The 24,163-nt window shown below is 64.6% G+C and carries 29 protein-coding genes and 1 pseudogene; 20 read left to right on the forward strand and 10 right to left on the reverse strand.

The genetic code is table 11. The features are described 5' to 3' along the window. Positions 1 to 86: 86 nt before the first annotated feature. Positions 87 to 2,543, reverse strand: a complete 2,457-nt coding sequence (hrpB, locus tag VDQ28_RS07965) for an ATP-dependent helicase HrpB (RefSeq protein ID WP_323035433.1) — start codon at positions 2,541 to 2,543, stop codon at positions 87 to 89. Positions 2,544 to 2,638: 95 nt separating this feature from the next. Here hrpB and meaB point away from each other — a divergent pair, with 95 nt between their 5' ends. The 3 genes from meaB (at position 2,639) to VDQ28_RS07980 (ending at position 4,581) form a co-directional block, all read left to right on the forward strand. Beyond that, positions 2,639 to 3,643 carry a methylmalonyl Co-A mutase-associated GTPase MeaB gene (gene meaB, locus VDQ28_RS07970; RefSeq protein ID WP_323035434.1) on the forward strand — a complete coding sequence of 335 codons (1,005 nt, stop codon included), beginning with the start codon at positions 2,639 to 2,641 and terminating at the stop codon, positions 3,641 to 3,643. Between the two features lie 96 nt (positions 3,644 to 3,739). After that, positions 3,740 to 4,030, forward strand: a complete 291-nt coding sequence (rpmB, locus tag VDQ28_RS07975; RefSeq protein WP_323038087.1) for a 50S ribosomal protein L28 — start codon at positions 3,740 to 3,742, stop codon at positions 4,028 to 4,030. Positions 4,031 to 4,356: 326 nt separating this feature from the next. Continuing rightward, the gene (locus VDQ28_RS07980) at positions 4,357 to 4,581 is read left to right on the forward strand and encodes a hypothetical protein (protein WP_323035435.1); all 225 of its coding nucleotides are present in this window, start codon (positions 4,357 to 4,359) and stop codon (positions 4,579 to 4,581) included. A 165-nt stretch (positions 4,582 to 4,746) separates the two neighbouring features. Here the strand turns inward: VDQ28_RS07980 and VDQ28_RS07985 are convergent, their stop codons facing one another. The 4 genes and pseudogenes from VDQ28_RS07985 to VDQ28_RS08000 form a co-directional block, all read right to left on the reverse strand. Beyond that, positions 4,747 to 6,021, reverse strand: coding sequence for a folylpolyglutamate synthase/dihydrofolate synthase family protein (locus VDQ28_RS07985; RefSeq protein ID WP_323035436.1), 1,275 nt, complete (start codon positions 6,019 to 6,021; stop codon positions 4,747 to 4,749). Continuing rightward, a pseudogene (accD, locus tag VDQ28_RS07990) lies at positions 6,018 to 6,970 on the reverse strand (acetyl-CoA carboxylase, carboxyltransferase subunit beta). Before accD ends, VDQ28_RS07985 begins: the two are co-directional and overlap by 4 nt. Before the next feature lie 71 nt (positions 6,971 to 7,041). Then, entirely contained in the window at positions 7,042 to 7,929 is an 888-nt protein-coding gene (locus tag VDQ28_RS07995) for a CPBP family intramembrane glutamic endopeptidase (RefSeq protein ID WP_323035437.1), read from the reverse strand. An 8-nt stretch (positions 7,930 to 7,937) separates the two neighbouring features. After that, entirely contained in the window at positions 7,938 to 8,540 is a 603-nt protein-coding gene (locus tag VDQ28_RS08000; RefSeq protein ID WP_323035438.1) for a DNA-3-methyladenine glycosylase I, read from the reverse strand. Positions 8,541 to 8,672: 132 nt separating this feature from the next. On the opposite strand from VDQ28_RS08000, the gene VDQ28_RS08005 reads away from it, so the two are divergent. Further along, positions 8,673 to 9,362: an NnrU family protein gene (locus VDQ28_RS08005; protein ID WP_323035439.1), complete on the forward strand. Its 690-nt coding sequence runs from the start codon at positions 8,673 to 8,675 to the stop codon at positions 9,360 to 9,362. 9 nt (positions 9,363 to 9,371) lie between these two features. Here the strand turns inward: VDQ28_RS08005 and VDQ28_RS08010 are convergent, their stop codons facing one another. The 3 genes from VDQ28_RS08010 to VDQ28_RS08020 form a co-directional block, all read right to left on the reverse strand. Continuing rightward, a complete protein-coding gene (locus tag VDQ28_RS08010) occupies positions 9,372 to 9,923 on the reverse strand; it encodes a carbon monoxide dehydrogenase subunit G (RefSeq protein WP_323035440.1) in 552 nt (183 codons plus the stop codon). A gap of 175 nt (positions 9,924 to 10,098) precedes the next feature. Further along, positions 10,099 to 10,320, reverse strand: a complete 222-nt coding sequence (locus VDQ28_RS08015; RefSeq protein ID WP_323035441.1) for a DUF1150 family protein — start codon at positions 10,318 to 10,320, stop codon at positions 10,099 to 10,101. A gap of 13 nt (positions 10,321 to 10,333) precedes the next feature. Continuing rightward, positions 10,334 to 10,747 (reverse strand): Hsp20 family protein, encoded by a 414-nt coding sequence (locus tag VDQ28_RS08020; RefSeq protein ID WP_323035442.1) that lies wholly within the window; start codon positions 10,745 to 10,747, stop codon positions 10,334 to 10,336. Positions 10,748 to 10,924: 177 nt separating this feature from the next. Here VDQ28_RS08020 and VDQ28_RS08025 point away from each other — a divergent pair, with 177 nt between their 5' ends. Then, the gene (locus tag VDQ28_RS08025) at positions 10,925 to 11,143 is read left to right on the forward strand and encodes a YdcH family protein (protein ID WP_323035443.1); all 219 of its coding nucleotides are present in this window, start codon (positions 10,925 to 10,927) and stop codon (positions 11,141 to 11,143) included. Between the two features lie 117 nt (positions 11,144 to 11,260). Further along, on the forward strand, positions 11,261 to 12,133 hold the full coding sequence (locus VDQ28_RS08030) for a hypothetical protein (RefSeq protein ID WP_323035444.1): 873 nt from the start codon (positions 11,261 to 11,263) through the stop codon (positions 12,131 to 12,133). A 7-nt stretch (positions 12,134 to 12,140) separates the two neighbouring features. On the opposite strand, the gene VDQ28_RS08035 is transcribed toward VDQ28_RS08030, so the two are convergent. Then, entirely contained in the window at positions 12,141 to 13,244 is a 1,104-nt protein-coding gene (locus VDQ28_RS08035; RefSeq protein ID WP_323035445.1) for a class I SAM-dependent RNA methyltransferase, read from the reverse strand. 103 nt (positions 13,245 to 13,347) lie between these two features. On the opposite strand from VDQ28_RS08035, the gene purE reads away from it, so the two are divergent. The 4 genes from purE to VDQ28_RS08055 all read left to right on the forward strand — a co-directional run bounded on the left by purE (position 13,348) and on the right by VDQ28_RS08055 (position 17,475). Beyond that, entirely contained in the window at positions 13,348 to 13,827 is a 480-nt protein-coding gene (purE, locus tag VDQ28_RS08040; protein ID WP_323035446.1) for a 5-(carboxyamino)imidazole ribonucleotide mutase, read from the forward strand. Next, positions 13,820 to 14,890, forward strand: coding sequence for a 5-(carboxyamino)imidazole ribonucleotide synthase (locus VDQ28_RS08045; protein WP_323035447.1), 1,071 nt, complete (start codon positions 13,820 to 13,822; stop codon positions 14,888 to 14,890). The genes purE and VDQ28_RS08045 overlap by 8 nt, the downstream gene beginning before the upstream one ends. Before the next feature lie 230 nt (positions 14,891 to 15,120). Continuing rightward, a complete protein-coding gene (locus VDQ28_RS08050) occupies positions 15,121 to 16,215 on the forward strand; it encodes a carboxynorspermidine decarboxylase (RefSeq protein ID WP_323038088.1) in 1,095 nt (364 codons plus the stop codon). Positions 16,216 to 16,236: 21 nt separating this feature from the next. Then, positions 16,237 to 17,475: a saccharopine dehydrogenase family protein gene (locus tag VDQ28_RS08055; RefSeq protein ID WP_323035448.1), complete on the forward strand. Its 1,239-nt coding sequence runs from the start codon at positions 16,237 to 16,239 to the stop codon at positions 17,473 to 17,475. Between the two features lie 182 nt (positions 17,476 to 17,657). On the opposite strand, the gene VDQ28_RS08060 is transcribed toward VDQ28_RS08055, so the two are convergent. Further along, a complete protein-coding gene (locus VDQ28_RS08060; RefSeq protein ID WP_323035449.1) occupies positions 17,658 to 18,956 on the reverse strand; it encodes a FliI/YscN family ATPase in 1,299 nt (432 codons plus the stop codon). Between the two features lie 100 nt (positions 18,957 to 19,056). On the opposite strand from VDQ28_RS08060, the gene VDQ28_RS08065 reads away from it, so the two are divergent. The 10 genes from VDQ28_RS08065 (at position 19,057) to VDQ28_RS08110 (ending at position 24,150) form a co-directional block, all read left to right on the forward strand. Continuing rightward, positions 19,057 to 19,410: a FlgB family protein gene (locus VDQ28_RS08065; protein ID WP_323035450.1), complete on the forward strand. Its 354-nt coding sequence runs from the start codon at positions 19,057 to 19,059 to the stop codon at positions 19,408 to 19,410. Between the two features lie 11 nt (positions 19,411 to 19,421). Continuing rightward, a complete protein-coding gene (gene flgC, locus VDQ28_RS08070) occupies positions 19,422 to 19,823 on the forward strand; it encodes a flagellar basal body rod protein FlgC (protein ID WP_323035451.1) in 402 nt (133 codons plus the stop codon). Positions 19,824 to 19,835: 12 nt separating this feature from the next. Then, positions 19,836 to 20,129 carry a flagellar hook-basal body complex protein FliE gene (gene fliE / locus VDQ28_RS08075; protein WP_323035452.1) on the forward strand — a complete coding sequence of 98 codons (294 nt, stop codon included), beginning with the start codon at positions 19,836 to 19,838 and terminating at the stop codon, positions 20,127 to 20,129. Next, on the forward strand, positions 20,129 to 20,395 hold the full coding sequence (locus VDQ28_RS08080; RefSeq protein WP_323035453.1) for a flagellar biosynthetic protein FliQ: 267 nt from the start codon (positions 20,129 to 20,131) through the stop codon (positions 20,393 to 20,395). Before fliE ends, VDQ28_RS08080 begins: the two co-directional genes overlap by 1 nt. Before the next feature lie 3 nt (positions 20,396 to 20,398). Beyond that, positions 20,399 to 21,115, forward strand: a complete 717-nt coding sequence (locus tag VDQ28_RS08085; RefSeq protein WP_323035454.1) for a flagellar hook-basal body complex protein — start codon at positions 20,399 to 20,401, stop codon at positions 21,113 to 21,115. Positions 21,116 to 21,124: 9 nt separating this feature from the next. Further along, on the forward strand, positions 21,125 to 21,910 hold the full coding sequence (gene flgG, locus VDQ28_RS08090) for a flagellar basal-body rod protein FlgG (protein WP_323035455.1): 786 nt from the start codon (positions 21,125 to 21,127) through the stop codon (positions 21,908 to 21,910). Beyond that, on the forward strand, positions 21,910 to 22,341 hold the full coding sequence (gene flgA, locus VDQ28_RS08095) for a flagellar basal body P-ring formation chaperone FlgA (RefSeq protein WP_323035456.1): 432 nt from the start codon (positions 21,910 to 21,912) through the stop codon (positions 22,339 to 22,341). The genes flgG and flgA overlap by 1 nt, the downstream gene beginning before the upstream one ends. Positions 22,342 to 22,353: 12 nt before the next feature. Then, on the forward strand, positions 22,354 to 23,088 hold the full coding sequence (gene flgH, locus VDQ28_RS08100; protein ID WP_323035457.1) for a flagellar basal body L-ring protein FlgH: 735 nt from the start codon (positions 22,354 to 22,356) through the stop codon (positions 23,086 to 23,088). Positions 23,089 to 23,099: 11 nt separating this feature from the next. Then, complete coding sequence (locus VDQ28_RS08105) at positions 23,100 to 23,630, forward strand: flagellar basal body-associated FliL family protein (protein WP_323035458.1); 531 nt, start codon at positions 23,100 to 23,102, stop codon at positions 23,628 to 23,630. Positions 23,631 to 23,715: 85 nt separating this feature from the next. Then, positions 23,716 to 24,150 (forward strand): DUF1801 domain-containing protein, encoded by a 435-nt coding sequence (locus VDQ28_RS08110; protein WP_323035459.1) that lies wholly within the window; start codon positions 23,716 to 23,718, stop codon positions 24,148 to 24,150. Positions 24,151 to 24,163: the final 13 nt, after the last annotated feature.

The following is a 24,163-nucleotide window of genomic DNA, read 5'->3' on the forward strand; positions in this document are numbered from 1 at the left end:
TATTTCGCGCAAGATGAAATCGGGTCTTGTGGCTTCATCTTGCCAAAAATACTCACAATCCGGCGTTTGGGCTGGGTGGTGTGTTGTCAGGTTCCGCGCGGTTTTGCCCGGGTTGTGGGCGTCGATTCCTGCGGATTTTCGGGCCAGGGGTGGCGCGGATACTGGCCGCGCATGTCTTTGCGGACATCGGCGTAGGAGGTGGTCCAGAAATTGGGCAGGTCCATCGTGGTTTGCACCGGGCGGCGGGCCGGCGAAAGCAGTGTGATTTTCAGCGGCAGGTGTTGCGGGCCGATGGTCGGGTGTTGGGTCACGCCGAACATTTCCTGCAGGCGGATTTCGATTGCGGGGTGGTCGCCGGCGTAGTCGATGGGGGTTTTGCGATCCAGGGGCGTGATGAAATGCGCGGGCGCGAGACGGTCGAGGGTTTGCATCTGCTCCCAGGTCAGCGCGCCGCGCAGGGGTTCGGTGAGGTCGAGGGCGCGCAGGTCGTCGGCGCTGCGCACACGGCTGAGGTGCGGCAGGAGCCAGTGTTCGGCGCGGGCCAGAAGCCCCTCATCGCTGAAATCGGGCAGATCGGTGCCTTGATGGCGCAGCAGTTCCACGCGGGCCTGCAGGCGCCGCGCGGCGTTGGTCATGCCGCATTGGGCGATCCCCAGCGTGCGGAGGCCGTCGAGGGCGGCTTTGGCGCGGGCCTCGGGCGGGGCGTCCCAGTGGCGTTCCGCGAGGATCAGCGCGCCCAGCCTCTCGCGGCTTTTGGCGATGAGGTGGTTGTCGCGGGGTGACCATTCGCACAGGTCTTGCCAGTGGATCGCCGGGCCGAACAGCGTGCGCAGCGCGGCCTCGGAGATTGGCAGGGCCTGGCGGATGCGTGATTCGCGGGGGTCGCCGTCGAGGTCGGTGGCAACGATCAGGCGGCTCATGGCCAGCGGGTCGGCGGCGTCGAACACAGCGCCTTTGCCGCCAGACAGCAGGTAGCGCGGCTGGTCGCCTTTGCGGCGCAGGCCGATGCGGTCGGGGTAGGCCAGAGCGGCCATTTCGGCGGGGTCCAGCCCTTTGTCGGCGGGCGCGAGGCGGGCGAGGCGTTTGGCCTCGAGGCGGATGCGCTCCAGCGCGTCGCGGCGCAGCGGCCAGGGGTGATCGGCGGCGTAGCGGCGCGGATCGTCCAGCGCCTTGAGCCGGAGCGACAGGTCAGCGGGTGCGCCTTGCAGCGGGTCGCGGTCGGCGATCAGCGCGGCCAGGGGGGCGGCCCCTTTGCCTGCTTTGAGCAGCATATGCGCGAGGCGTGGGTGCAGGGGCAGCGCGGCCATGGCGCGGCCGTGGGGGGTGATGCGGTTGGCCGCGTCCAGCCCGCCCAGATCGTGCAGCAGCGCGCGGGCCTCGGCCAGCGGGCCGGGGGGCGGTGGTGTGAGAAACTGCAGCCCGTCATCCGAGCCCCAGACGGCCAGTTCCAGCGCCAGCCCGGTCAGGTCGGCGGTCTCGATTTCGGCGGGGGCGAAGGCGGGCAGCGCGCCCTCCTGGCCCTTGGTCCAGAGGCGATAGCAGGTGCCCGGGGCGACCCGCCCGGCGCGGCCCCGGCGTTGCTCGGCCTCGGCGAGGCTGGCGCGCTCGGTGACGAGGCGGCTCATGCCCGAGTTCGGATCGAACCGGGCGCGGCGGGCGAGACCTGCGTCGACCACCACGCGGATGTCGCTGATGGTCAGCGAGGTTTCGGCGATCGAGGTCGCCAGCACCAGTTTGGGGCCGGTGGCAGCGGGGGCGATGGCGGCGCGCTGGGCCTTGAACTCCATCGCACCAAACAGGCTGTGCAAGTGGGTACCGGGCGGCAAGCGGTGGGCCAGCAGGGCGGCGGTGCGGCGGATTTCGCCTTCGCCGGGGAGGAACACGAGAATGCCGCCCTCGGTTTCCGCCAAGGCTTTGAGGGTCAGGTCGGCAACGGCTTGCGGCAGGCGTTGATCGCGCGGCAGGGGGGCGTCGAGCCAGAGGGTTTCAACGGGATAGGCGCGGCCCTCGGCCGTGAGCAGCGGCGCGTCACCCAGAAGGGCGGCGACGGGCGCAGCGTCGAGGGTGGCGGACATGACGATGAGGGCGAGGTCGTCGCGCAGGGCGGCGCGGGCTTCGAGCGTCAGGGCCAGGCCGAGATCGGCGTTCAGGGATCGTTCATGAAATTCGTCGAAGATGACCGCGCCGATACCATCCAGCGAGGGGTCGGTTTGCAACATCCGGGTCAGGATGCCTTCGGTCACCACCTCGATGCGGGTGGTGTTGCCGGACTTCGACTCGCCGCGGATGCGGTAGCCGACGGTCGCGCCGACGGGCTCGCCCAGTGTTTCGGCCATGCGCTCGGCGGCGGCGCGGGCGGCGAGGCGGCGCGGTTCCAGCATGACGATGCGGCCCTGTATCTGGTCGAGCAGCGCCAGAGGAACGCGCGTGGTCTTGCCGGCCCCGGGCGGGGCCTGAAGCACCGCCATGCCGCGCGCCTTGAGGGCCGCGCAGAGGTCTGGCAGCAGCGGGTCGATGGGGAGCGGATCGCCGGGGAGGGTCATGCAGGGGTTATGCGGCTTTGGCCGGGCAAGTTCCAGCCCACACTGGACAGCGGCGGCGCGGAGAGGCAAGAGAGGGGGCCTGAAAGGAGCCGCCGATGTCCGAGATTGCCGACCGAATTCTGCGTGCCGACCGCCGTGCCTTGGCGCGGGCGATCACGCTGGTCGAAAGCACGCGCGCCGATCACCGCGAGCAGGCGGTGGCGCTGCTGGAGGAATTGGCGGGCCACGGGCGGCAGGCGCTGCGAATTGGGCTGTCGGGGACGCCGGGGGTCGGCAAATCGACCTTCATCGAATTGTTCGGCACAATGTTGTGCGGGCAGGGGCTGACGGTGGCGGTGCTGGCGGTGGACCCATCCTCGGCGCGCACGGGGGGCTCGATTCTGGGCGACAAGACCCGCATGGAACGGCTGGCGCGCTTGCCGGGCGCGTTCATCCGGCCGTCCCCCAGCCAGACCCATCTGGGCGGCGTGGCGCGGCGCACCCGCGAGGCCGTTGCGCTGTGCGAGGCGGCGGGGTTCGACGTGGTGTTGATCGAGACGGTTGGCGTGGGGCAATCGGAAACCGTGGTTGCGGAATTGTCGGATGTGTTCGTGCTGTTGCTGGCACCGGCGGGCGGCGATGAGTTGCAAGGCGTCAAGCGCGGCATCATGGAAGCCGCCGATATGATCGTTGTAAACAAGGCCGATGGCGACCTGAAATCCACCGCGATGCGCACCTGCGCCGACTACGCCGGCGCCCTGCGCCTGTTGCGCAAACGGCCACAGGATGCGCCCGGTTTCCCCAAGGCGATGACCTGTTCGGCGCTCGAGGAGCAGGGTCTGGCGGCGGTTTGGGCGGAAATCACCGCGCTGAGCACTTGGCGGCGCGCGCAGGGCCACTGGGATCTCCGGCGCGCGCAACAGGCCCGTCACTGGTTCTCCGAGGAAGTGCGGCAGGCGCTTCTGGCCCGGTTGGAGACGCCCTTTGCCCGTGCGCAAATGGCGATCCATGCCGATGCCGTGGCGCGTGGCGAGACGGCGGCAGGGGCGGCGGCAAAAGCCTTGCTGGCCGCGTTGCAAAGCGCGGGCGACTCTCTTGACGAGGGGGCGAATTCCGCCTAATACCCCCAACGAGTTTCAGGGCGCTGCCGTGGTGGTGCCCTTTTGATGTTGTCAGCGCCCTCTGCGCCTGGACGAAAATTAAACGAGGAATATGCCATGTCGCGCCGTTGCGAACTGACCGGTAAAGGCCCGATGAGCGGGAATAACGTGAGCCACGCCAAGAACCGCTCGCGTCGGCGCTTCCTGCCCAATTTGGTGGATGTGACGCTTGCGTCCGAATCGCTGGGCAAAAGCTTCAAGCTGAAAATCTCGGCAGCGGCCCTGCGCTCGGTGGATCACCGCGGCGGCCTGGATGGTTTCATGGCCAAAGCCAAGGATGTCGAGCTGTCGCCACGCGCGCTGAACATCAAGAAAGACATCGCGAAAGCCGCCGCACCGGCTGCCTGACCCCGGTTTGATCCCTCTGGATCGCTGGAAGCCCCGCAAATATGCGGGGCTTTTCGCGTTTTCGGCGATCCGTGCTAGCCTCCTGCGAGAGAACAAGCTGTCAAAGGAATGCGTTATGCCATCGCCCGCCGACGTCGAAGCCCTGATTGACGCCCATATCAAGGAACTCGCCGACCTGAACGGCTGGGACGCGAGCGCGGGCAAGGACGCATCGGGCGCCCCCTTGCCGCCGCGCGAAATCCTGATCATCGACACGGTGTCCTTTTTTTTCGCAGACCGCCCTGGCGGGAACGGTTGTCTCGTCGGCGTATCTCAAGTTTTTGGGGGTGCCGTCGCCCAGTTCCCGGGTCACGCAGGGCTATGTGCGGTTTGTCGATCGCGGTCAGATCAAGACGCCACGCTATGACAGCAACACCAAGACCATCACGCTTTGGGTTGCCAATGACATGATGCCCCTGACGCTCGAACAATGTCGGCACCGAGATCGGTATCTGTTTATCCGTTGGTTCCACGGCGGCATCATCCATTGCGACCTGCACACAACCCCCTGATGGTGTCTCTGACACAGGGTCTGCCCGGCAACCCGCATGTGGCCGACGTCCGCGAGACGTTCTTTCTCTGCCCAACCTTGGCGCGCAGACGCCGCGCCCGGTTTTCATCTTGCCAAAAATACTCTGGGGGTGAGGGCCGCAGGCCCGAGGGGGCAACGCCCCCTGTTACCCGTTCTCGCGCAGGATTGCGCCGGCCAGATACAGGGATCCACAGATCAACACCCGCGCCGTGGGGTCTTGCGCGGTGATCTTTGCCAGCGCCTCGGCCACCGAGGCGGCCGTCTCGGCGCTGATCCCGGCCTTGCGGGCGGCCGCGGCGGTGTCCTCGGCGGGCAGGGTATTCGCCTCGCCGGGGATCGAGACGGCCAGCAACCCGTCGGCGTGACCGGCCAAGGGACGCATGAAGCCGGCGATATCCTTGGTGTTCAGCATGCCGCAGATCAGCCGGGTCGGTCGCTCGGGCAGGCGGTCCAGTGTCGCGGCGATGGCCTGTCCGGCGGCGGGGTTATGCCCGCCATCGAGCCACAGTTCCGCCCCGGGTGCGGCGTCGATCAGCGGGCCCTGGCGCAGGCGCTGCATCCGGGCAGGCCAGTCGGCGCGGGTCACGGCGGCCTCGAAGGCGGCCTCGCCCATCCCCAGCGCGCGCAGGGCCGCGAGGGCCGCCCCGGCGTTCTCGATCTGGTGCGGGCCGGGCAGGTTGGGCAGCGGCAGGTCCAGCAAGCCGCGTTCATCCTCGAACACCAGCCGTCCGGCCTCTTCGCGGGCGTGCCAGTGTTGGCCGCTGGCCATCACCGGAGCACCAAGGCGGGCCGCGCGGGCCTCGATCACCTCAAGCCCCGCCTGCTGTTGCGGGCCGATGATGCAGGGCACGCCCCGTTTGATGATTCCGGCCTTTTCACCGGCGATTTCGGCCAGCGTGTCGCCCAAATATTGCTGATGGTCGATGGAGACCGGCGTGATGATGGTCAGCGCGGGTTTTTCGAGGACGTTGGTGGCGTCCAGGCGCCCGCCCAGGCCGACCTCGAGCAGCACAAAATCGGCTGGTGTGCGGGCAAAGGCGAGGATCGCGGCGCAGGTGGTGATCTCGAAATAGGTGATCGCCTCGCCACCGTTCACCGCGTAGCATTCATCCAGAATCGCGGTCAGGGCGTCCTCGGTGATCAGCGTTCCGGCCAGCCGGATGCGTTCATGGAACCGCGCCAGATGCGGCGAGGTATAGGCGTGGACGCGTTTGCCCGCGGCCTCCAGCCCGGCGCGAATCATCGCTTGCGTGCTGCCCTTGCCATTGGTTCCGGCGATATGGATCACCGGCGGCAGGGCGTCTTGCGGATTGCCCAGCGCCTTGAGCAGACGCCAGACCCGGTCCAGCGTCAGGTCGATGATCTTGGGGTGCAGGGCCAGCATCCGGGCGAGGATGGCATCGGAATTTGCGGCGCTCACGATGATTTGCTGGCCTCTTTGGGGGTCACAGGGTCCGGGCTGGTGGTGGCCTTGGCGGTTTCGGCCTCGTCCGGGGCGGGCAGGTCGCCTTGAACGGCGGGCGGCAGGCCCATCAACATGCGGGTGATGGTGATCAACTCGTCGCGCATCTGCATCCGGTGCGTCACCCGGTCCAGCATCCCGTGATCCAGCAGGTATTCGGCGCGCTGGAAGCCTTCCGGCAGTTTCTCGCGGATGGTCTGTTCGATCACACGCGGCCCGGCAAAGCAGATCAACGCGTTGGGCTCGGCGATCTGCACGTCGCCCAGCATCGCATAACTGGCGGTGACGCCGCCGGTGGTCGGGTGGGTCAGCACGCAGATATAGGGCAGGCCCGCTTCCTTGAGCATTTGCAGCGCAACCGTGGTGCGCGGCATCTGCATCAGCGACAGGATGCCCTCTTGCATCCGGGCGCCGCCGGCGGCGAGAAGATGATCAGCGGGGCGCGGCGTTCAATGGCGCGTTCGCAGGCGGCGATGATCGCGTTGCCGACAAACATGCCCATCGAACCGCCCATGAAGGCAAAGCTCTGGGCGGCGGCAACGATTGGCGTGCGGCCGATCTCGCCCTCGGCGACCAGCATTGCCTCGCGTTCGTTATTGGCCTTTTGCGCGGCTTTCAGGCGTTCTGGGTATTTCTTCTGGTCGCGGAAATGCAGCGGGTCGGCCAAGGGCTCGGGCACCGCGACTTCGGCGAAAACTCCCGCGTCGAACAAGGCCGCGAACCGGTCGCGCGGGCTGATCGGCATGTGGTGATTGCAGTTGGCGCAGACCTGCAAATTGTCGGTCAATTCGCGGTGAAACAGCATGGTGCCGCATTCGGGGCACTTGGTCCACAGGTTCTCGGGCACCTCGCGGCGCGAAAACAGCGAGTTGATCGTCGGACGGACGTAGTTCGTGATCCAGTTCATCGCAGGCCCCTTGTTATCGGTTTCAGATAAGCCGCGCGGCCCATGATTGCAACATTTGCCGATTGCAACATTCAGCGCCGCCGGAGCCACAATCGACACGCGGCCCAGACCAAAACCATCAGCACCATATCCGAATACAGAAGCGGCCGCAGCAGGGTTTGTGCGGTCTGCGGGTCGGGGAAATGGAACAGCGCCAGCCCATCCAGCCCGCCCATGACGCTGATCAGCAGAATGGCCATCACATTATTGGCAAAATGCAGCCCCCAGGCCAGCCCCAGGGACCCGGTGCGCGCCGTCAGATCCGAGGCCGCCAGCCCGAACAGCCCGGTGGTGGCAACGACAATCCAGGTATTTTCGCCCATATCCTGCGGTGAATAATGCGCAAAGCCGAACAGCACGGTCGGCACGGTCAGCCAGACCAGCGGCGAGGCAAAACGCGCCGCCAGTTGCCCCTGGATATAGCCGCGAAACACCAGTTCCTCGGCCCCGGTCTGGATCAGGATGCCCAGCAGCGCCAAGGGCAGGAAGCGCAGCCAGAGTTGCGGATCGGTGGCGATCTCAAGGCCGGGCATGAGCGGTGTCAGTGCCAGCGCCAGCCCGCCGCCGACCACCAGCATCATGGCCGCGCCCAGCACAAAATCGCGCAAGACCACGGGCGCGCGGCCAAACAGGCTGCGCAGGCGGCGTGTGTGGAACACCCGCAGCGTGACCGCGACACCCAGCCAGCCGCCCAGAAAGGTGGCGAACAGCAGGATCAGCGACCACGGCTCTGCACCATTGCCGATCCGCGCCAGCTGCGCCTCGAACCCGTCCAGCCCGGCGATCAGCCACATCACGCCGCCCATGCCGATCATCCCCGCGACATAGAGGCCGATGATCAGCATCACCCCCAGGATCAACCGCCAGAGCTGGTTCGTGGCGCGGGCCGGGGCAAGATAGGCGGCGTATTGTGGGGTCATCAGGGCTTTCAGACGGGTTTGACAAAATCGGCGCGGGCCTTGGCGGCCGTGTCGCGCATCACACAGCCTTCGGCGTGGTCATTGATCAACCCCATCGCTTGCATGAAGGCAAACATGGTGGTTGGCCCGACGAATTTCCAGCCACGTTTCTTGAGGTCTTTCGACAGCGCGATCGAGGCCACCGAGGTGGTCTGGCTTTGCGGCGCTGCGGTGACATCAGGTTCAAACCGCCAGACATAAGCGGCGAGCGAGCCGACCTCGTCGATCAGCGCCAGCGCGCGGGCGGCGTTGTTGATCACCGCGTCGATCTTGCCGCGATGGCGCACGATGCCGGCATCGGCCAACAGGCGTGCCCTGTCGGCGTCGGTATAGGCCGCGACCTTGTGCAGGTCGAACTGGTCGAACGCGGCGCGGAAATTCTCGCGCTTGTCCAGAATCGTGCGCCAGCTCAGGCCGGATTGAAAGCTTTCCAGGCAGAGTTTTTCAAACAGACGCTGGTCATTGGCGACCGGAAAGCCCCATTCGTGATCATGGTAGGGGAAGAACGGCGCGTAATCGCCGCACCAGCCGCAGCGCGGGCGACCGTCGGGGCCGGAAACGAGGGTGCTCATGCGGGGCCTTTGGGTTTGGGGCTCTTGCGTCGATTTTGGCCATTCTCAGGGTTTGGCGACGCGCGTCAACTCATCGCGTTGCATCGGCGGATGTCCCGGGGCAGGGTGCGGCGATCAAGATGAGGTTTCAGGATGCAGGGTTGGGGTGGATTCGCGCTGGCAATGGCGGTGTTTTTCGGTGCGCATGCGGTGCCGGTGCGGCCACAGATCAAAGGGCCGATGGTGGCGCTGCTGGGGCGCGCGGGCTTTGGGTTGGCCTATTCGGCGCTGTCGATCGGCTTGCTGACCTGGGTGATCGTCGAGGCCGGGCGCGCGCCCTTCGTGCCGCTGTGGTATGCCGCGCCGTGGCAAACCCATGCGGCGCTGACGCTGATGGCCCTGACCTGTGTGTTGGCCGCCTATGCGATTGCCGGGCGCAATCCGTTCTCGTTCGGCAGCCGTGCCGCGCCGTTCGACCCTGAGCATCCGGGCATTGCCGGGGTCAGTCGGCATCCGGTTCTGTTGGCGCTGGGCTTGTGGGGTCTGTCGCATCTGATCGCCAATGGCGATCTGGCGCATGTGCTGCTGTTCGGGCCGATGACCGCGTTTGCGCTGCTGGGGATGGGGCTGATCGACCGACGCAAGCGGCGCGACTGGGGCGCGGAGGTCTGGCAGGCGCGCGCGCGGCGCACCTCGCTGTTCCCGTTTGCAGCGCTGATTTCGGGGCGCTGGCGGCCCCATGCCTGGCCCCGTGTGGGGCCGCTGTTGGCCGGGTTGGCGGTTTACGGGTTGCTCTTGTGGCTGCATCCGCTGGTGATCGGCGTGGACCCGCTGATCCTGTGAGCCGCGCGGTTAGTCCTTGCCCAGCATCCGCTTGAACCAGCCTTTTTTCGGCGCGTCGCCCTCGGTTTCGGCGGAGTCGGTTTCGGCGGCCTCGTCCTCGTCCTCGGGGCCTTCCAGCGCGTCCTGAAAGCGGGCAAAGAAATCATCGGCCATCTTGCGGGCGAACCCGTCGATGATCCGGCTGCCCAATTGCGCCAGCTTGCCGCCGACCTTGGCCTCGACCTCGTAGGACAACAAGGTGCCCGCGGTGCCATCCTCGGTGGTTGCGGGGGCCAGGGTGACATGCGCGGCCCCCTTGGCAAAGCCCGCAGCGCCGCCCTTGCCTTCGCCGTTCAGCGTCAGGCTTTGGCCGTCCACCCGATCCGAGATCGTCACGCCGCCGGCGAATTTCGCTTTGACCGGGCCGACCTTCTGCACGACGACGGCCTCGAACCCATCCTCGGGCGAGCCGGTCAGTTCCTCGCACCCGGGCACGCAGGCCTTGAGCACCTCAGGGTTCAAAAGCGCGGCCCAGACGACATCGGGGGCGGCGGCAATGGTGCGGCTGTCGATCATTTGCATCGGAGGGGCCTCGTTTGAAGACGCGTTGGCGCGACGATACGGAAAACGCCGCCACAGGGAAAGCCACCTTAGATCGGTGATGTCGGTGTTGCAGCGCGTGGCGCGTGCAAAAAAAATGACCTTGCCAAGCGCGCGGCTTGCCAAGGTCATATCGTTTGCGCCCACAGGGTCGGTCTTAGTGCACGCTGACCGGTGCCCAGTCGTTTTCGCGCGCCAGCATGAACGCATCCGACCGATGGCGGGCAAGCGCCAGACATTCGCCCTCAGGGGTGTGAACCCCCCAGACCGCGCCATCCTCGGGCAGTTGCGCCCTGATCTCGTCGGGCAGCGATTCGCGGGCGACTTCGCGGATATAGGTGGCCTGACCCTTTGGCAGATCGTCATATGGGGTTTCCATCACAGCCTCCTTTTCAGCCTCGCGTAATTGGAATCGTCCGAACCACGGTTTCGGGTTCGCGCCGCTCAAGTGACACTTTGAGCAAGCCATTGTCCAGCGCTGCGGCGCTGACTTCGACGCCTTCGGCCAGCGCAAAGATGCGCCGGAACTGGCGGGTGGCGATACCGCGGTGCAAGAACACGCGGTCCTCGGCCGGGTCGCCTTGTTGGCCGCGCACGACCAGTTGGCGATCCTCGAGCGTGATGCTGATATCCTCGGGGCGGAACCCGGCGACGGCCAGTGTGATCACATAGCGGGTCGGTTCTATCAGCTCGATGTTGAACGGCGGATAACCGTCTGCGCCGGCTCTGGCGGTGCGTTCGACAAGCCGTTCAAGCGGCTCGAACCCCAGCAGAAGCGGGTGCGATGGGAAAGCAAATTTGTTCATGGCATGGTCCTGTAGCAGCGACACAACGCCCAATCCCCGACTCTGCGGCAGACCGGACACGACACCGATATGGGGACCATTTATCACACCTGCAAGGGGCTGAATGCTTTGCCAGAACGCCGAGGATTGGCTAGACTGCGAAAATCGGGCCCATAACAAGATTGAGTCGCAGCGCTGATGAATGCCGCCGTTGAGTTGAACCACGAAGAGGTCCTGCGCGTGAAGCTGGAGGTTCTCAAGCGTGAGCATCGTGATCTGGATGATGCGATTGCCGCCATGCATGACCGTGGCACAAGCGATGAACTGGCGATGAAACGCCTGAAAAAGCGCAAACTGGCGCTCAAGGACGAGATTTCGCGGATCGAGGACGAGTTGACGCCGGATATCATCGCCTGAGCCGAAAACTTCACGATTTCGAGAAAATTGGCCAAAAACTTGCGTCAAAAGATAGGTACATCTAGCCTGTCGGTATTGATTGCTTGCTTTGCCCTTTCAAAATCGGAGTCCAGTCTCATGAGATTTTCCGCCCTCGCAACCGCAGCCATCCTTGTTTTCTCGACACCCGTCGCCGCCTTTGCGCAGCAGGGCTACCAGTGGGTCTATGATCGCTACATCACCCCGAGCGCTTATGATTCCGACCTGAACCTGACCTATGGCGTCCCGCAAACCGACGACATCCAGTTTGCGGCGCATTGCGTGTTTGGCGCGCAGGGTCCGTTTGTCCGGGTGACGATGGGCGCTGACATCGGGCCTATGGCGCATGGCACGCCGACCACGCTTCAGGTGTCGGGAAACGGCTATGTGCAGGCGATCACTGCCAGCGTGGTGCGTTTTGAGGAATTCCTGTACGGCGTCGAGTTTCCGCTGGCGACCAACGATCCGTTCCTTCGGGCGTTGGCGGCGCAGAACGCGTTGATCTATGCGGTCCCCGGCCAGCAATCGCATACGTTGGGGCTGCGCGGCAGTGCCGGGCCGGTGCGCCAGTTTGCGGCCGATTGTGCCAATATTCAGCGTCTTGCGCGCGATTCGGCGGGGCGGCCCGACCCCTCGGCACCGCTGACAAAGCAAACGGCAACGGCAAAACCGGGTGATTTCGGTTGCAACTTGTTTCCGGGGCTGGCCTCGCGCAACAGCGACACGCCGCAAACCGTGACGTTCGTCAACCAGTCCGGCGAATATCGCACGGTGATGTGGTTGGATTTCAATGGCCAGCCGGTTGAATACGCGGCCCTCAATCCGGGCGAATCGACGACCATCGCCAGTTTCCTGACCCATCCGTGGATGTTCACCGACGGGCCCGGCAACTGCATTCAGATCATCGAGCTTCAGCCGGGGGTCAGCAGCTATGCCATCGCCGCCGCCAGCCCGGGTTTCGGCGACGAATAATCCGCGATCAGCCCGGGATTCCGCGATACAGCGTGACCTTGGTGCCGCCCATATCGACCGGCGCGCCCGCCGGTTCCAGCCCCAGCCCGGTGGCTTTGACCAGCCCGGCATCGGGCGCGATCAGGCCGATTTGCCAGCCCGTGAACCGCTCGCGCAGGGTCTTGCCGGTCGCGCCATAGAGGGCAAACAGCAGCTTTCGCTCGCCGATGCGTGCGCCCCAGGGCGGGTTGATCATCACGATACCGGGCGGGCCGTCGGGCGGGGTCAGGTCGCTGATCGGTTTGCGGGTGAAGCTGCACCAGTCGGCAACCCCGGCGCGCTGGGCGTTCTTTTGCGCCATGCCCACCGCGCCTTGATCGCGGTCCGAGCCGTGGAAACGGGCGGTCGGCACCTTTGGCGCATGGGTTTTCAGCGCGGCAAAGCGGTTCGGGTCAAAACTGGCGAGGGTTTCAAAGGCAAAGGACCGACTGCGCCCCGGCAGCAGATCGGCGGCGATTTCCGCGGCCTCGATTGGAAAGGTGCCCGAGCCGCACATCGGGTCAACCACGGTTTGCGTGCCGTCAAACCCCATCTGCCGCAGGAACAGCGCCGCCAGCGTCTCGCGCATCGGTGCCTTGCCGACCGCCATCTTGTGCCCGCGCCGGTGCAGCGCCTCGCCCGAGGTGTCCAGACTGATGGTGACCAGATCATCCTCGATCCGGGCTTTGACGACCAGCGCGGCCTCGGGGGAAATCGTGGCGCAGAGTTCCTCGCGAATCGCCGTCTCGATCCGCTGGGTGGCCGCCTTGGCGTGATAGATCTTCGAGCGGTGGCAGGTGGTCTCGACCTTGACGGGAACGTCAGCGCGCAAGACCTCGGCCCAGGCCAGTTTGCGCGCACGTTTGTCAAGCTGCGCCAGATGCATCGCGCGGAATTCGGCGATCCGCACCAGAACGCGCCCGGCGCCGCGCAGGCTCAGGTTGGCGCGCCAGACCTCGGGCCAGTCGCCGGTGATCGTGACGCCGCCGGGCACGGGTTCGACGGTTTTGAACCCCCTCTCGCGGGCCTCATCGGCCAAGAGCGGTTCCAGCCCCGGCGAGGCCACGAGAAAGATCTGCAAATCGGTGTTCATCGCCCTCCCTTAGCGCGAAACCAACGCGGCGCACAGGGGCATTGCATTGCGCGTGCGTCCCTCGCTTGTATAGTGCGCGCGCAGAAGATGGCCGGAGGGCGCAATGGCGGTAAAAGTCGGGATCATCATGGGCAGTCAATCGGACTGGCCGACAATGCGCGAGGCGGCGGCGATTCTGGACGAATTGGGCGTGGCCTATGAGGCCAAGATCGTCTCGGCGCATCGCACGCCGGATCGGTTGTGGGACTACGGCAAAACGGCGGTTGAACGCGGCCTGCAGGTGATCATCGCCGGCGCGGGCGGGGCGGCGCATTTGCCGGGCATGATGGCATCCAAAACCCGCGTGCCGGTGATTGGCGTGCCGATCCTGACGCGGGCGCTGAGTGGCGTGGACAGCCTCTATTCAATCCTGCAAATGCCGCGCGGCTATCCGGTGGCGACGATGGCGATTGGCGGCGCGGCCAATGCCGGGCTGATGGCGGCGCAGATGCTGGCGGTTGGGGACGCGGATCTCGCCGCGCGGGTTGATGCCTGGCGCGACGCCCTGTCGGCCTCTATCCCCGAGGAGCCGCGCGATGAGTGATTCCCTGCCCCTCGGGGCCTGCATCGGTATTCTGGGCGGCGGGCAATTGGGCCGGATGCTGTCGGTCGCCGCCAGTCGTCTGGGCCTGCGCTGCCATATCTATGACCCGGCGCCCAACCCGCCCGCGGGGCATGTCGCCGAGCGGGTGACCACGGCGGCCTGGGATGATGCCGAGGCTTTGCGGGGCTTTGCCGCCTCGGTCGATGTGATCACCTATGAGTTCGAGAATATCCCGACCGCCACACTGGACCTGCTGGACTCGCTGCGCCCGGTGCGGCCGGGCCGCAAGGCGCTGGCGGTGTCGCAAGACCGGATGACGGAAAAGGACTTTCTGTCCGGGCTGGGCCTGACAACGGCACCCTACCGCGACGTGCCCGATGCGGCGGCGCTGCGGGTGGGGCTGGACGAGATCGGCACGCCCGCGATCCTGAAAACCCGGCGGTTGGGCTATGATGGCAAGGGTCAGGCCCGGATCATGGACCCGTCGCAGGCCGAGGCGGCGTTTGCCGGTATGGCCGGGCAGGAGGCGATTCTGGAGGGGTTTGTCGAGTTTACACACGAGATTTCGGTGATCGCCGCGCGGGGCGTGACCGGCGAAGTGGCGTGCTATGATCCGGGCGAGAATGTGCATGTCGAGGGGATTTTGCGCACGACCACGCTGCCCGCGACGCTGACCCCCTCGCAGCAGATGGACGCGGTGTTGCTGGCCGGGCGGATCCTGAATGCGCTGGAGTATGTCGGTGTGATGGGCGTGGAATTGTTCGTGACAGCCAAGGGGTTGGTGGTCAACGAGATCGCACCCCGGGTGCATAACTCGGGCCATTGGACGCAAGCCGGTTGCGCCGTGGACCAGTTCGAGCAGCATATCCGCGCGGTGGCGGGCTGGCCGTTGGGCAATGGCGCGCGGCATGTCGATGTGGTGATGGAAAACCTGATCGGCGCGGATATGGACCGGGTGCCGGCGCTGGCGCGCGCGGCGGATGTGCAGTTGCATCTCTATGGCAAGGGCGAGGCGCGACCCGGGCGCAAGATGGGGCATGTGAACCGCATTGTGCGCGGGTGAGGGCGGCGCTCTTCGGGGTCTGGTGACCCCTCATCGCGCCGGTGGGTTGCCACCCACACCCGCTTGGGAGGGTTTTCCACCCTCCCAAACCCACCCGAGAGTATTTTTCGCAAGATGAAGCCCGTGAGGTTGCGTGGAAACCTGTTTGAGCCTTGCGCAGGGTTCTTGTATCAGCGGGGTTCGCGCGGCGTGCCGCTCTGACCCCTGTTTCCCGTGGAGGGCCCGAGATGTTGCAGACCCCTTATTACCTTATCGACAAGTCGCGGCTGTTGCCGAACATGGAAAAGATCGCCTGGCTGCGCGAGTACTCGGGCGCGAAATGCCTGTTGGCGCTGAAGTGTTTTGCCACCTGGTCGGTGTTTGATTTCATGGCCGCGTATATGGATGGCACGACCAGTTCCTCGCTCTATGAGGTGCGCTTGGGGGCTGAAAAGTTCGGCAAGGAAACGCACGCCTATTCGGTGGCTTACGCCGAGCATGAGATCGACGAGGTGCTGGCGCATTCCGACAAGATCATCTTCAACACCATCGGCCAGTTGCAGCGGTTCGAGGCGCAGAGTGCCGGGCATACACGCGGGTTGCGGGTCAATCCGGGGGTCAGCACCTCGAGTTTCGATCTGGCGGATCCGGCGCGGCCCTTTTCGCGGTTGGGCGAGCATGACCCGGAGGTGATCGCCACGGTGGCCGACAAGATCAGCGGCATGATGTTTCACAACAACTGCGAAAACGCGGATTTCGAGCGGTTCGACGCCATGCTGTCGCTGATCGAGCAGCAATTCGGGCATTTGATCCGGCAGATGGAGTGGATCAGTCTGGGTGGCGGCATCCATTTCACCGGTGAGGGGTATCCGCTGGAGCGTCTGGCGGAGCGGTTGAAACGGTTTGCCGATCAGAACGGTGTGCAGGTCTATCTGGAGCCCGGCGAGGCGGCGATCACCGGCGCGGCAACGCTGGAGGTGACGGTGCTGGATACGTTGTTCAACGGCAAACATCTGGCGATTGTCGACAGTTCCATCGAGGCGCATATGCTGGATCTGCTGATCTACCGCGAGAGCGCCAAGGTCAGCCCGAATGCGGGGCCGCATGAATGGATGGTGTGCGGGAAATCCTGTCTGGCGGGCGATATCTTTGGCGAGTTCCGCTTTGCCGAGCCGTTGAAACCCGGCGACCGTTTGGCGTTTCAGGATGCGGCGGGCTATACCATGGTCAAGAAAAACTGGTTCAACGGCGTGAAAATGCCGGCGATTGCCATTCGCGAGCTGGATGGAACCATCCGGCAGGTGCGCGATTTTGGCTATGACGATTTTGCGGCAGCGCTGTCGTAAACTCTGAAGGATTGGAGCGAAATGAAAAAGACGGTTCTTATCATCGGTGCGGGTGGCGTGGCGCAGGTTGTGGCGCATAAATGCGCGCAGAATAACGATGTTCTGGGCGATATTCACATTGCCAGCCGGACCTTGGGCAAATGCGAGGCGATCGTGACCTCGGTTCGCGAAAAGGGGGCGCTGAAGGTTGCGGGCGTTTTGCAGGCGCATGAGGTGGACGCCCGGGACACGGCTGCGGTGGCCGCGCTGATCCAGAAAACCGGCGCGCAGATCGTCATCAATGTCGCGCAGCCGTTTGTGAACATGCCGGTGCTCGAGGCCTGTATCGAGACCGGCGCGGCCTATATGGACACGGCAATTCATGAAGATCCGGACAAGATTTGCGAGACGCCGCCGTGGTATGGCAATTACGAATGGCAGCGCCGCGATCGGTGCGCCGAGGCCGGTGTGACGGCGATTCTGGGCGTGGGGTTTGATCCCGGCGTGGTGAATGCCTATGCGCGCCACGGGATTGATACCTATGTGCCGGATGTCGAGTCGATTGATATCGTGGATATCAATGCGGGCTCGCATGGGCGCTGGTTCAGCACGAATTTCGACCCGGAAATCAACTTTCGCGAGTTCACCGGCACGGTTTATTCGTGGCAGGATGGTGCGTGGCAATCGAATACCATGTTCGAGATTGGCCGCGAATGGGATCTGCCGGTGGTGGGTACGCACAAGGCCTATCTGACCGGCCATGATGAGGTGCATTCGCTCGCCACCAACTATCCGCAGGCCGATGTGCGGTTCTGGATGGGGTTTGGCGATCATTATATCAACGTGTTTACCGTGTTGAAAAACCTAGGTCTTTTGTCAGAGCAGCCAGTTATGACGGCGGAGGGGCTGGAGGTTGTGCCGTTGAAAGTGGTCAAGGCGGTGCTGCCGGATCCGTCGTCACTGGCGCCAGATTATACCGGCAAGACCTGTATCGGCACGCTGGTGAAGGGCAAGAAGGACGGCAAGGAGGCCGAGGTTTTCGTCTACAACGTGGCCGATCACAAAGAGGCGTATGACGAGGTCGGCTCGCAGGGGATTTCCTATACCGCCGGAGTGCCGCCGGTGGCCGCCGCGATGTTGATCGCGGATGGGACATGGGATACGGGGACGATGGTCAACGTCGAGGAACTGGACCCGAAACCGTTCTTTGAAATCCTCGACCGGATTGGCCTGCACACGCGCGTCAAGGATGCGAAAGGCGACCGGGCCTGGAACGCATGAAGGGGGCTTTGCGCCCCCTCTTCGGCTGCGCCGAATTCACCCCCGCAGGATATTTGAAGAACAAAGAGCGGAAAATTTGAATGAAAGTTTAGGCGGTTTCAGGGGGCGCGGTGTTTCCGGAGGTCGAGGGTGATGCTGGAGGGTCCTGTGTCATGGTGGAGCAGTTGCAGGCAGGGGCTGTGCTATCCGTCGAGCGCCTTTTTCAGCCGCGCGAAGCTTTCGGCGGCGGTTTTCGCCCCTGATCCGCCCAAGAACGCATCCAGCTTTGGGAATAGTTTGATGGCGCGGTCGGTCAACGGGTCCGAGCCTTGGGCATAGAGCCCTGCTTGGACCATCATTTCGGCCCGCTCCCAGGCGCCGATCAGGCGCCGGGCCTCGGCGATCTGGGCGTTTTCGGTTGGTGTGGCGGCGGCGGGCAGGGACCGCGAGACCGAGCGCATGAGGTCAATCGCCGGGAAGCGCCCGCGTTCGGCGATTGCGCGGTCCAGAATGATATGTCCGTCCAGCACGCCGCGCAGGATATCGGCCACCGGTTCATCCATATCCGACCCGGCGACCAGCACCGTGAACACCGCTGTGATGTCGCCTTGCCCCTCTTCGCCCGGTCCGGCGCGTTCGGCCAGGGCCATGATTTGATGCGCCGTCGAGGGGGGAAAGCCGCGCAGGCTGGGGGCTTCGCCGGCGGCGAGCGCGATCTCGCGATGCGCCTCGGCAAAGCGGGTGACGGAGTCGACCAGCAGCAGAACGTGTTGACCCTGATCGCGGAAATGTTCGGCCACGGCCATTGCGGTTTGTGCGGATCGTCGCCGGGCGAGGGGCGATTGGTCGGATGTTGCGCTGATCACCACCGACCGCGCAAGCCCTTCGACGCCCAGCACTTCTTCGGTGAAGTCGCGCAACTCGCGCCCGCGTTCGCCGACCAGCGCCAGCACGACGACATCGGCCTCGATCCCTTTGGCGAGGTTGCCCAGCAGCATGGTTTTGCCCACGCCTGAGCCCGCAAACAGACCCACGCGCTGACCGCGCACCAGCGGGAGCAGCGTGTTGAAGGCGTCGAGCCCGGTCGAGATGCGCCCGCCCAAGCGCTTGCGTTTTGCGGGCGGTGGCGGCGGCGAGCGCAGGGCGCGCGCCTTTGGGCCGCGGGCGAGGGGGCGACCGTCGAGCGGCATGCCGTAGGGGTCGATCACCCGGCCGATCCAGGAGGTGTCGGGGGAAATGGTGTTGCGGCCCAGATGCTCAACCTGCGCGCCGATGGCCAGACCCTCCATCTCGCCCTCGGGCAGGATTTCCGCGCCTTCGCGCGTCATCGACAGGATCTCACCACCCACCGAATCGGCAATCAACACCCGGTCGCCGAGCCGGGCGCGCAAGGACAGGCCTTTGACCAGAACGGTGGCGGCGTGCATTTCACAGACCCGCCCGAAATGGCGCACGGGGCGGATTTCGGCAAGCTCGGCCATGAGGCTGTCAAACACGGGCATCGAGAATTCCTTTCAAATCGACCGGCGAACTTACGCCTCGTTACTGTTTCTAAACGAATCACCCTTAATGCTTCGTGTAGACCAGCCAAGGGAGAACCCTATGTTTGAAAGCCTGGACATCCTGCGCATGGCGCAGTCCTACGCCACCCATGCGGCGACTCGCCAACAGGCGATCGCGCAGAATGTGGCGAATGCCGATACGCCCGGTTACCGGTCGCGTGATGTGGTGTCGTTTCCCGAATATTGGCGCGCCACCAGCGGGCCGGGCGGAGAAGGTGCCGCATCAACGCTGATTCGCGTGGAGGCGCACCCGGTCACCACATCGCCAGACGGCAATACCGTTTCCCTGGAACACGAAATGATGCGCGGCGTCGCGGCGCGGCAACAGCACGAGATGGCGCTGGGCATCTATTCCATGGCGCGCGACGTGCTGCGCGCTTCCATCGGTCGCTGAGGGGGGAAGCCATGAGCAATCTGGATCGCACATTGGCGCTGTCGTCGTCGGGGATGCAGGCACAGGCCACGCGTTTGCGGCATGTGTCCGAGAATATCGCCAATGCGGATACCCCCGGATATCGGCGCAAGTCGGTCTCGTTCGAGGCGACGACGCTGCCGGGCGACCGGCTGTCGCACGCGTCTGGCGTGCAGACGGGGCCGGTCGTGCTCGACCGCACAGACTTGCCGCAAATTTACGACCCCGGCCATATCCTGGCCGATGAAACCGGCCATTACCTCGGCTCGAATGTCGATTTGATGGTCGAAATCGCAGACGCGCGCGAAGCGCAGCGTTCTTACGAGGCGAACCTCAAGATGTTCGATCAGGCGCGACAAATGTCGCAAAGCCTGATCGGGCTATTGCGCAGATAAGGAGAGACCAGAATGGAATTATCCGCCAACCTCGCCGCCCGTTCCTACGGCGCGGCCCAACCTCTCACATCCCCCGATCCGGACGCCGCCGGTGGCGCGGCCACGACGGCAGGCCGCTTTGCCGAGAATTTCGCACAAGTCCTGGAACGGGCGGATACCACCGCGCAGGCGGCGATGGTCGGTGATGCCGACCCGCACGCCCTGGTGGCGGCCTTGTCCGAGGCGCAAATGGCCGTCGAAACCGCCGTGGCGGTGCGCGACAAGGTGGTCGAGGCCTATCTCGAAATTCTGCGGATGCCGATCTGATGTCGGAATCCGCCGTATTTGACATCATGCGCCAGGGGCTTTGGGTTGCGGTCGCCATGTCGGCCCCGCTGCTGGGCGTGGCGCTGGTCGCGGGCCTGACGATCGGGCTGTTTCAGGCGCTGACCTCGGTGCAGGAAATGACCCTGACCTTCGTACCCAAGATCCTCGCCATGCTGATCGTCTTTTGGGTCTCCATGAGCGCCATGACCGCAATGCTGGTCGATTTCTTCCGGGTGCAGGTCATCCCGGTGATTGCAGGAGGGTAAACCATGGATAACGCCGGTTACACGACGCTGACACGCCAATCCGGTCTGCTGCGCGAAATTCAGGTGCTGGCGAATAATATCGCGAACATCTCGACCACCGGATTTCGCCGCGAAGGATTGCTGTTTTCCGAGTATGTTCAGAAGCTTGACAATCGAGAAGCGCCGCTGTCGATGGCTGCCGCCAATGCGCATCAGACCTATTTGAACCAGGGCACGATGTCGATGACCGGCGGGCAGCTGGACCTCGCGATCGAGGGCGAGGGGTTCTTTCTGATCGAAACGCCGCAGGGCGAGCGCCTGACGCGGGCGGGGCATTTTGCCACCAACGCGGCGGGCGAGATGGTCACGCCCGATGGCCACCGCCTGCTCGATATTGGCGGCGCACCGGTGTTTGTGCCCGCCGAGGCCGGCAATGTCGCGATTTCCCGCGATGGCACGATTTCGGCAGATGGTCAGCCGCTGGGTCAGATTGGCCTGATGCGCCCCGAAGACCCAAGCCAGATCCGGCGCGCGACCGGCGTTCTGCACGAGGCGACCGGACCGCTGGTCCCGGTCCCCGAGGCCAGCCTGTTCCAAGGGTTCCTTGAAGACTCAAACGTCAATCCGATCTCGGAAATGGCGCGCATGATCGAAGTGCAGCGCGCCTATGAAGCCGGGCAGAAATTTCTCGACCGCGAAGACGAACGCATTCGCAACGTCGTCTCAACTCTCAGCCGATAGGAGAACCCCATGCGAGCCTTACAAATTGCCGCCACCGGCATGAGCGCCCAGCAAATGCGGGTCGATACCGTCGCCAACAACCTCGCGAATATGTCGACCACGGCGTATAACGCGCGGCGCGCCGAATTCGCCGATCTGCATTACCAGCAACATACCCGCGCGGGGACGATTTCCTCTGCCGATGGCACGGTTGTGCCAACGGGGGTTCAACTGGGTCTGGGCGCGCGCCCGGCCTCGGTCGCCATGCAGGTGCAGCAAGGATCGCTGACCATGACCGGCGGCGATCTGGACCTGGCGATCGAGGGGCGCGGCTGGTTCGAGACGACTCTGCCCGACGGGCGCCCGGCCTATACGCGCGACGGGGGCCTCAAACGCAACGGCGATGGTTTGATCGTCACCTCCGATGGTTACGAGGTCGCACCGGGGATCACCATTCCCACCGACGCGCGGCAAATCTCGATCAACGCGCAGGGTGAGGTCTGGGGCTATTTCGCCGACCGCGTGGCGCCGGAGCGCCTGGGGCAACTGGCACTGGCGGGCTTCACCAACGAGCGCGGGCTGGAGGCGCTGGGCTCGAACCTGTTCGTGGAAACCGAGGCGTCGGGCCCGGCGCTGCAATCGGTGCCGGGTGAGGATGGTCTGGGCACGGTGCGGCAAGGCTATCTGGAGGAAAGCTCGGTCGATCCGGTGCGCGAATTGACCGAGATGATCAAGGCGCAGCGCGGCTATGAGCTGAACGCCAAGGTCATCACTGCCGCCGACCAGATGCTCGCCGCCACGACGCAGGTGCGGTGATGGGCCGTGTATCCCGCGTCGGGGGGCTGGCGATCTTTCTGGCGTTTGCCTCGGCCGCCCAGGCCGATGTCTTGCTGGCGGCCCGCACCATGCGCGCCGGCACCGCCATCGGCCCCGGCGACGTTATTCTGGACTCTGGGACAGCACCTCTGGGTGCCGCCACCCTGCTGGACGAGGCCATTGGCCAGGAAACCCGCGTGACGCTCTATGCCGGGCGGCCGATCCCGCTGGCCAGCCTTGGCCCACCGGCGTTGGTCGAGCGCAATCAACTGGTGACGCTGATGTTTCAGCAAGGCGGGTTGAACATTCGCGCCGATGGGCGCGCGCTGGGTCGCGGCGCGGAGGGCGACGAAGTTCGGATCATGAATCTTGGATCGCGCAGCACGGTTTTCGGCATCGTCGCCGGGCCGGCGCTGGTGATCGTACCGTGAAAGGGGCCGCATATGCGCCTGCTCGAAGTGATACCTGTCCTGTTTGCCGCTCTGGCGCTGTCGGCGTGCTCTGATCTGCGGAATGTCGGCCAAGCGCCCGAGTTCTCGCCGCTGGTGCCCAATCTGGAACATCATGCGCTTTACAACCTGCCGCTGCCCGAGGTCACCGACCGCCGCCGCCCGGCTGACAACTCGTCCCTGTGGTCGTCATCGCAGCAGTCCTTGCTTGGCGACCGGCGCGCCAATCAGCCGGGTGATATCCTGACGGTGGTGATCGAGATCGACGATCGCGCCGAGATTTCGAACAGCTCGCAGCGCGGGCGATCGGGGTCGCAAAGCATGGCCGTGCCCGAGATGCTGGGCCTGCCGCAACTGATTGACCGGCAATTGCCCGAGGGTGCCAGCATGGCCAATGCGGTGTCCGCCGACAGCAGCAGCAGCTTTCAGGGTTCGGGCAGTGTCAGTCGCAATGAGCGCCTGACGCTGCGTGTGGCAACGACAATCATCGAGCGGCTTCCGAATGGCGTCGTGCGCATCGAAGGCAGCCAGGAAGTCCGTGTTAACAACGAGTTGCGCGAGTTGATCGTCACCGGGTATATCCGCCCGACGGATATCTCGCGGCGCAATGAAATTGCGTATGACCGGATCGCGGGCGCGCGCATCAGCTATGGTGGCCGCGGCCAGATCAGCCAGATGCAACAGCCGCGCTACGGTCAGCAGATCGCCGAAATCCTGCTGCCGCTGTAAGGAGAACCGCTATGAAAAAGCTTATGCCGATACTGTTGCTGCTCATCGGATTGGGGGCAGGTGGTGGCGCGGGGTGGTTCTTGCAGCCTCGTGCCGAAGCCGCCGCAGCGCCCGCAGATCAAGCCGGGCAACCTGCCGCGCATGGCGACGCGGGTGCGGATGAAAACGCAGGCCATGCCACGGCGTCGACAACCGGGCATTACGCCCCCCCATCTGGTGACACCGAAACCGTGCGCATGCCCAATCAATTCGTGGTGCCCCTGATCACCGAGGGCGAGGTGCGGGCGATGGTGGTGATCGGTCTGGCGCTTGAACTTCGGGTCGGGCATGGGTTTTCGCTGCCCGACAAAGAGCCACGGCTGCGCGCGATCTTTTTGCAGCTCCTGTTCGATCATGCCAATCTGGGCGGTTTTGACGGGGTTTTCACCTCGGGCGAGGCCCTGTTGGGGTTGCGGCGCACCCTGCGCGAGGCCGCGCGGTCCGAGATCGGCACGGATCTGAACGATGTGTTGATCACGGAGCTGGTACGTCAGGAAACCTGAGCGCGCCGCAAGACATCAGTGAGGGTCCTGTTTGAAACGGGCGTCATGGGCCCAGCCTTGGGAACGGGTTTGCACCGGAGATTGCATGATTGAGAGCGACAACACGACACGCGCGACGACACCGGAGGTCGACGCATTTCTGGCGGCGCTGAAGAACCCGGCACGCCGTGCGGATGCAGAGGCTCTGGCGGCGCTGTTTCAGGAGATTACCGGCTTTGCGCCACGCCTGTGGGGGCCGTCGATTGTCGGGTATGGGCACTATCACTATCGCTATGACAGCGGCCATACGGGAAAGTCGCTGGCGACGGGTTTCAGCCCACGGGCCGCGAATTTGGTGGTCTATATCATGCCGGGATACACGGATTTCCGCGCGATCCTGTCACGTTTGGGCAAGTGCAAGCGTGGAAAATCATGCCTGTACATCAACAAACTGGCAGATATCGACCTGGCGGTTCTGGACGAGCTGATCCGGGCCGGCCTTGCGGATCTGAACCGCAAATGGCCGGTTCAGCCGACATGACTTGACCCGCGCC

The organism is Pararhodobacter sp. (assembly GCF_034676545.1).
Classification (GTDB): domain Bacteria; phylum Pseudomonadota; class Alphaproteobacteria; order Rhodobacterales; family Rhodobacteraceae; genus Pararhodobacter.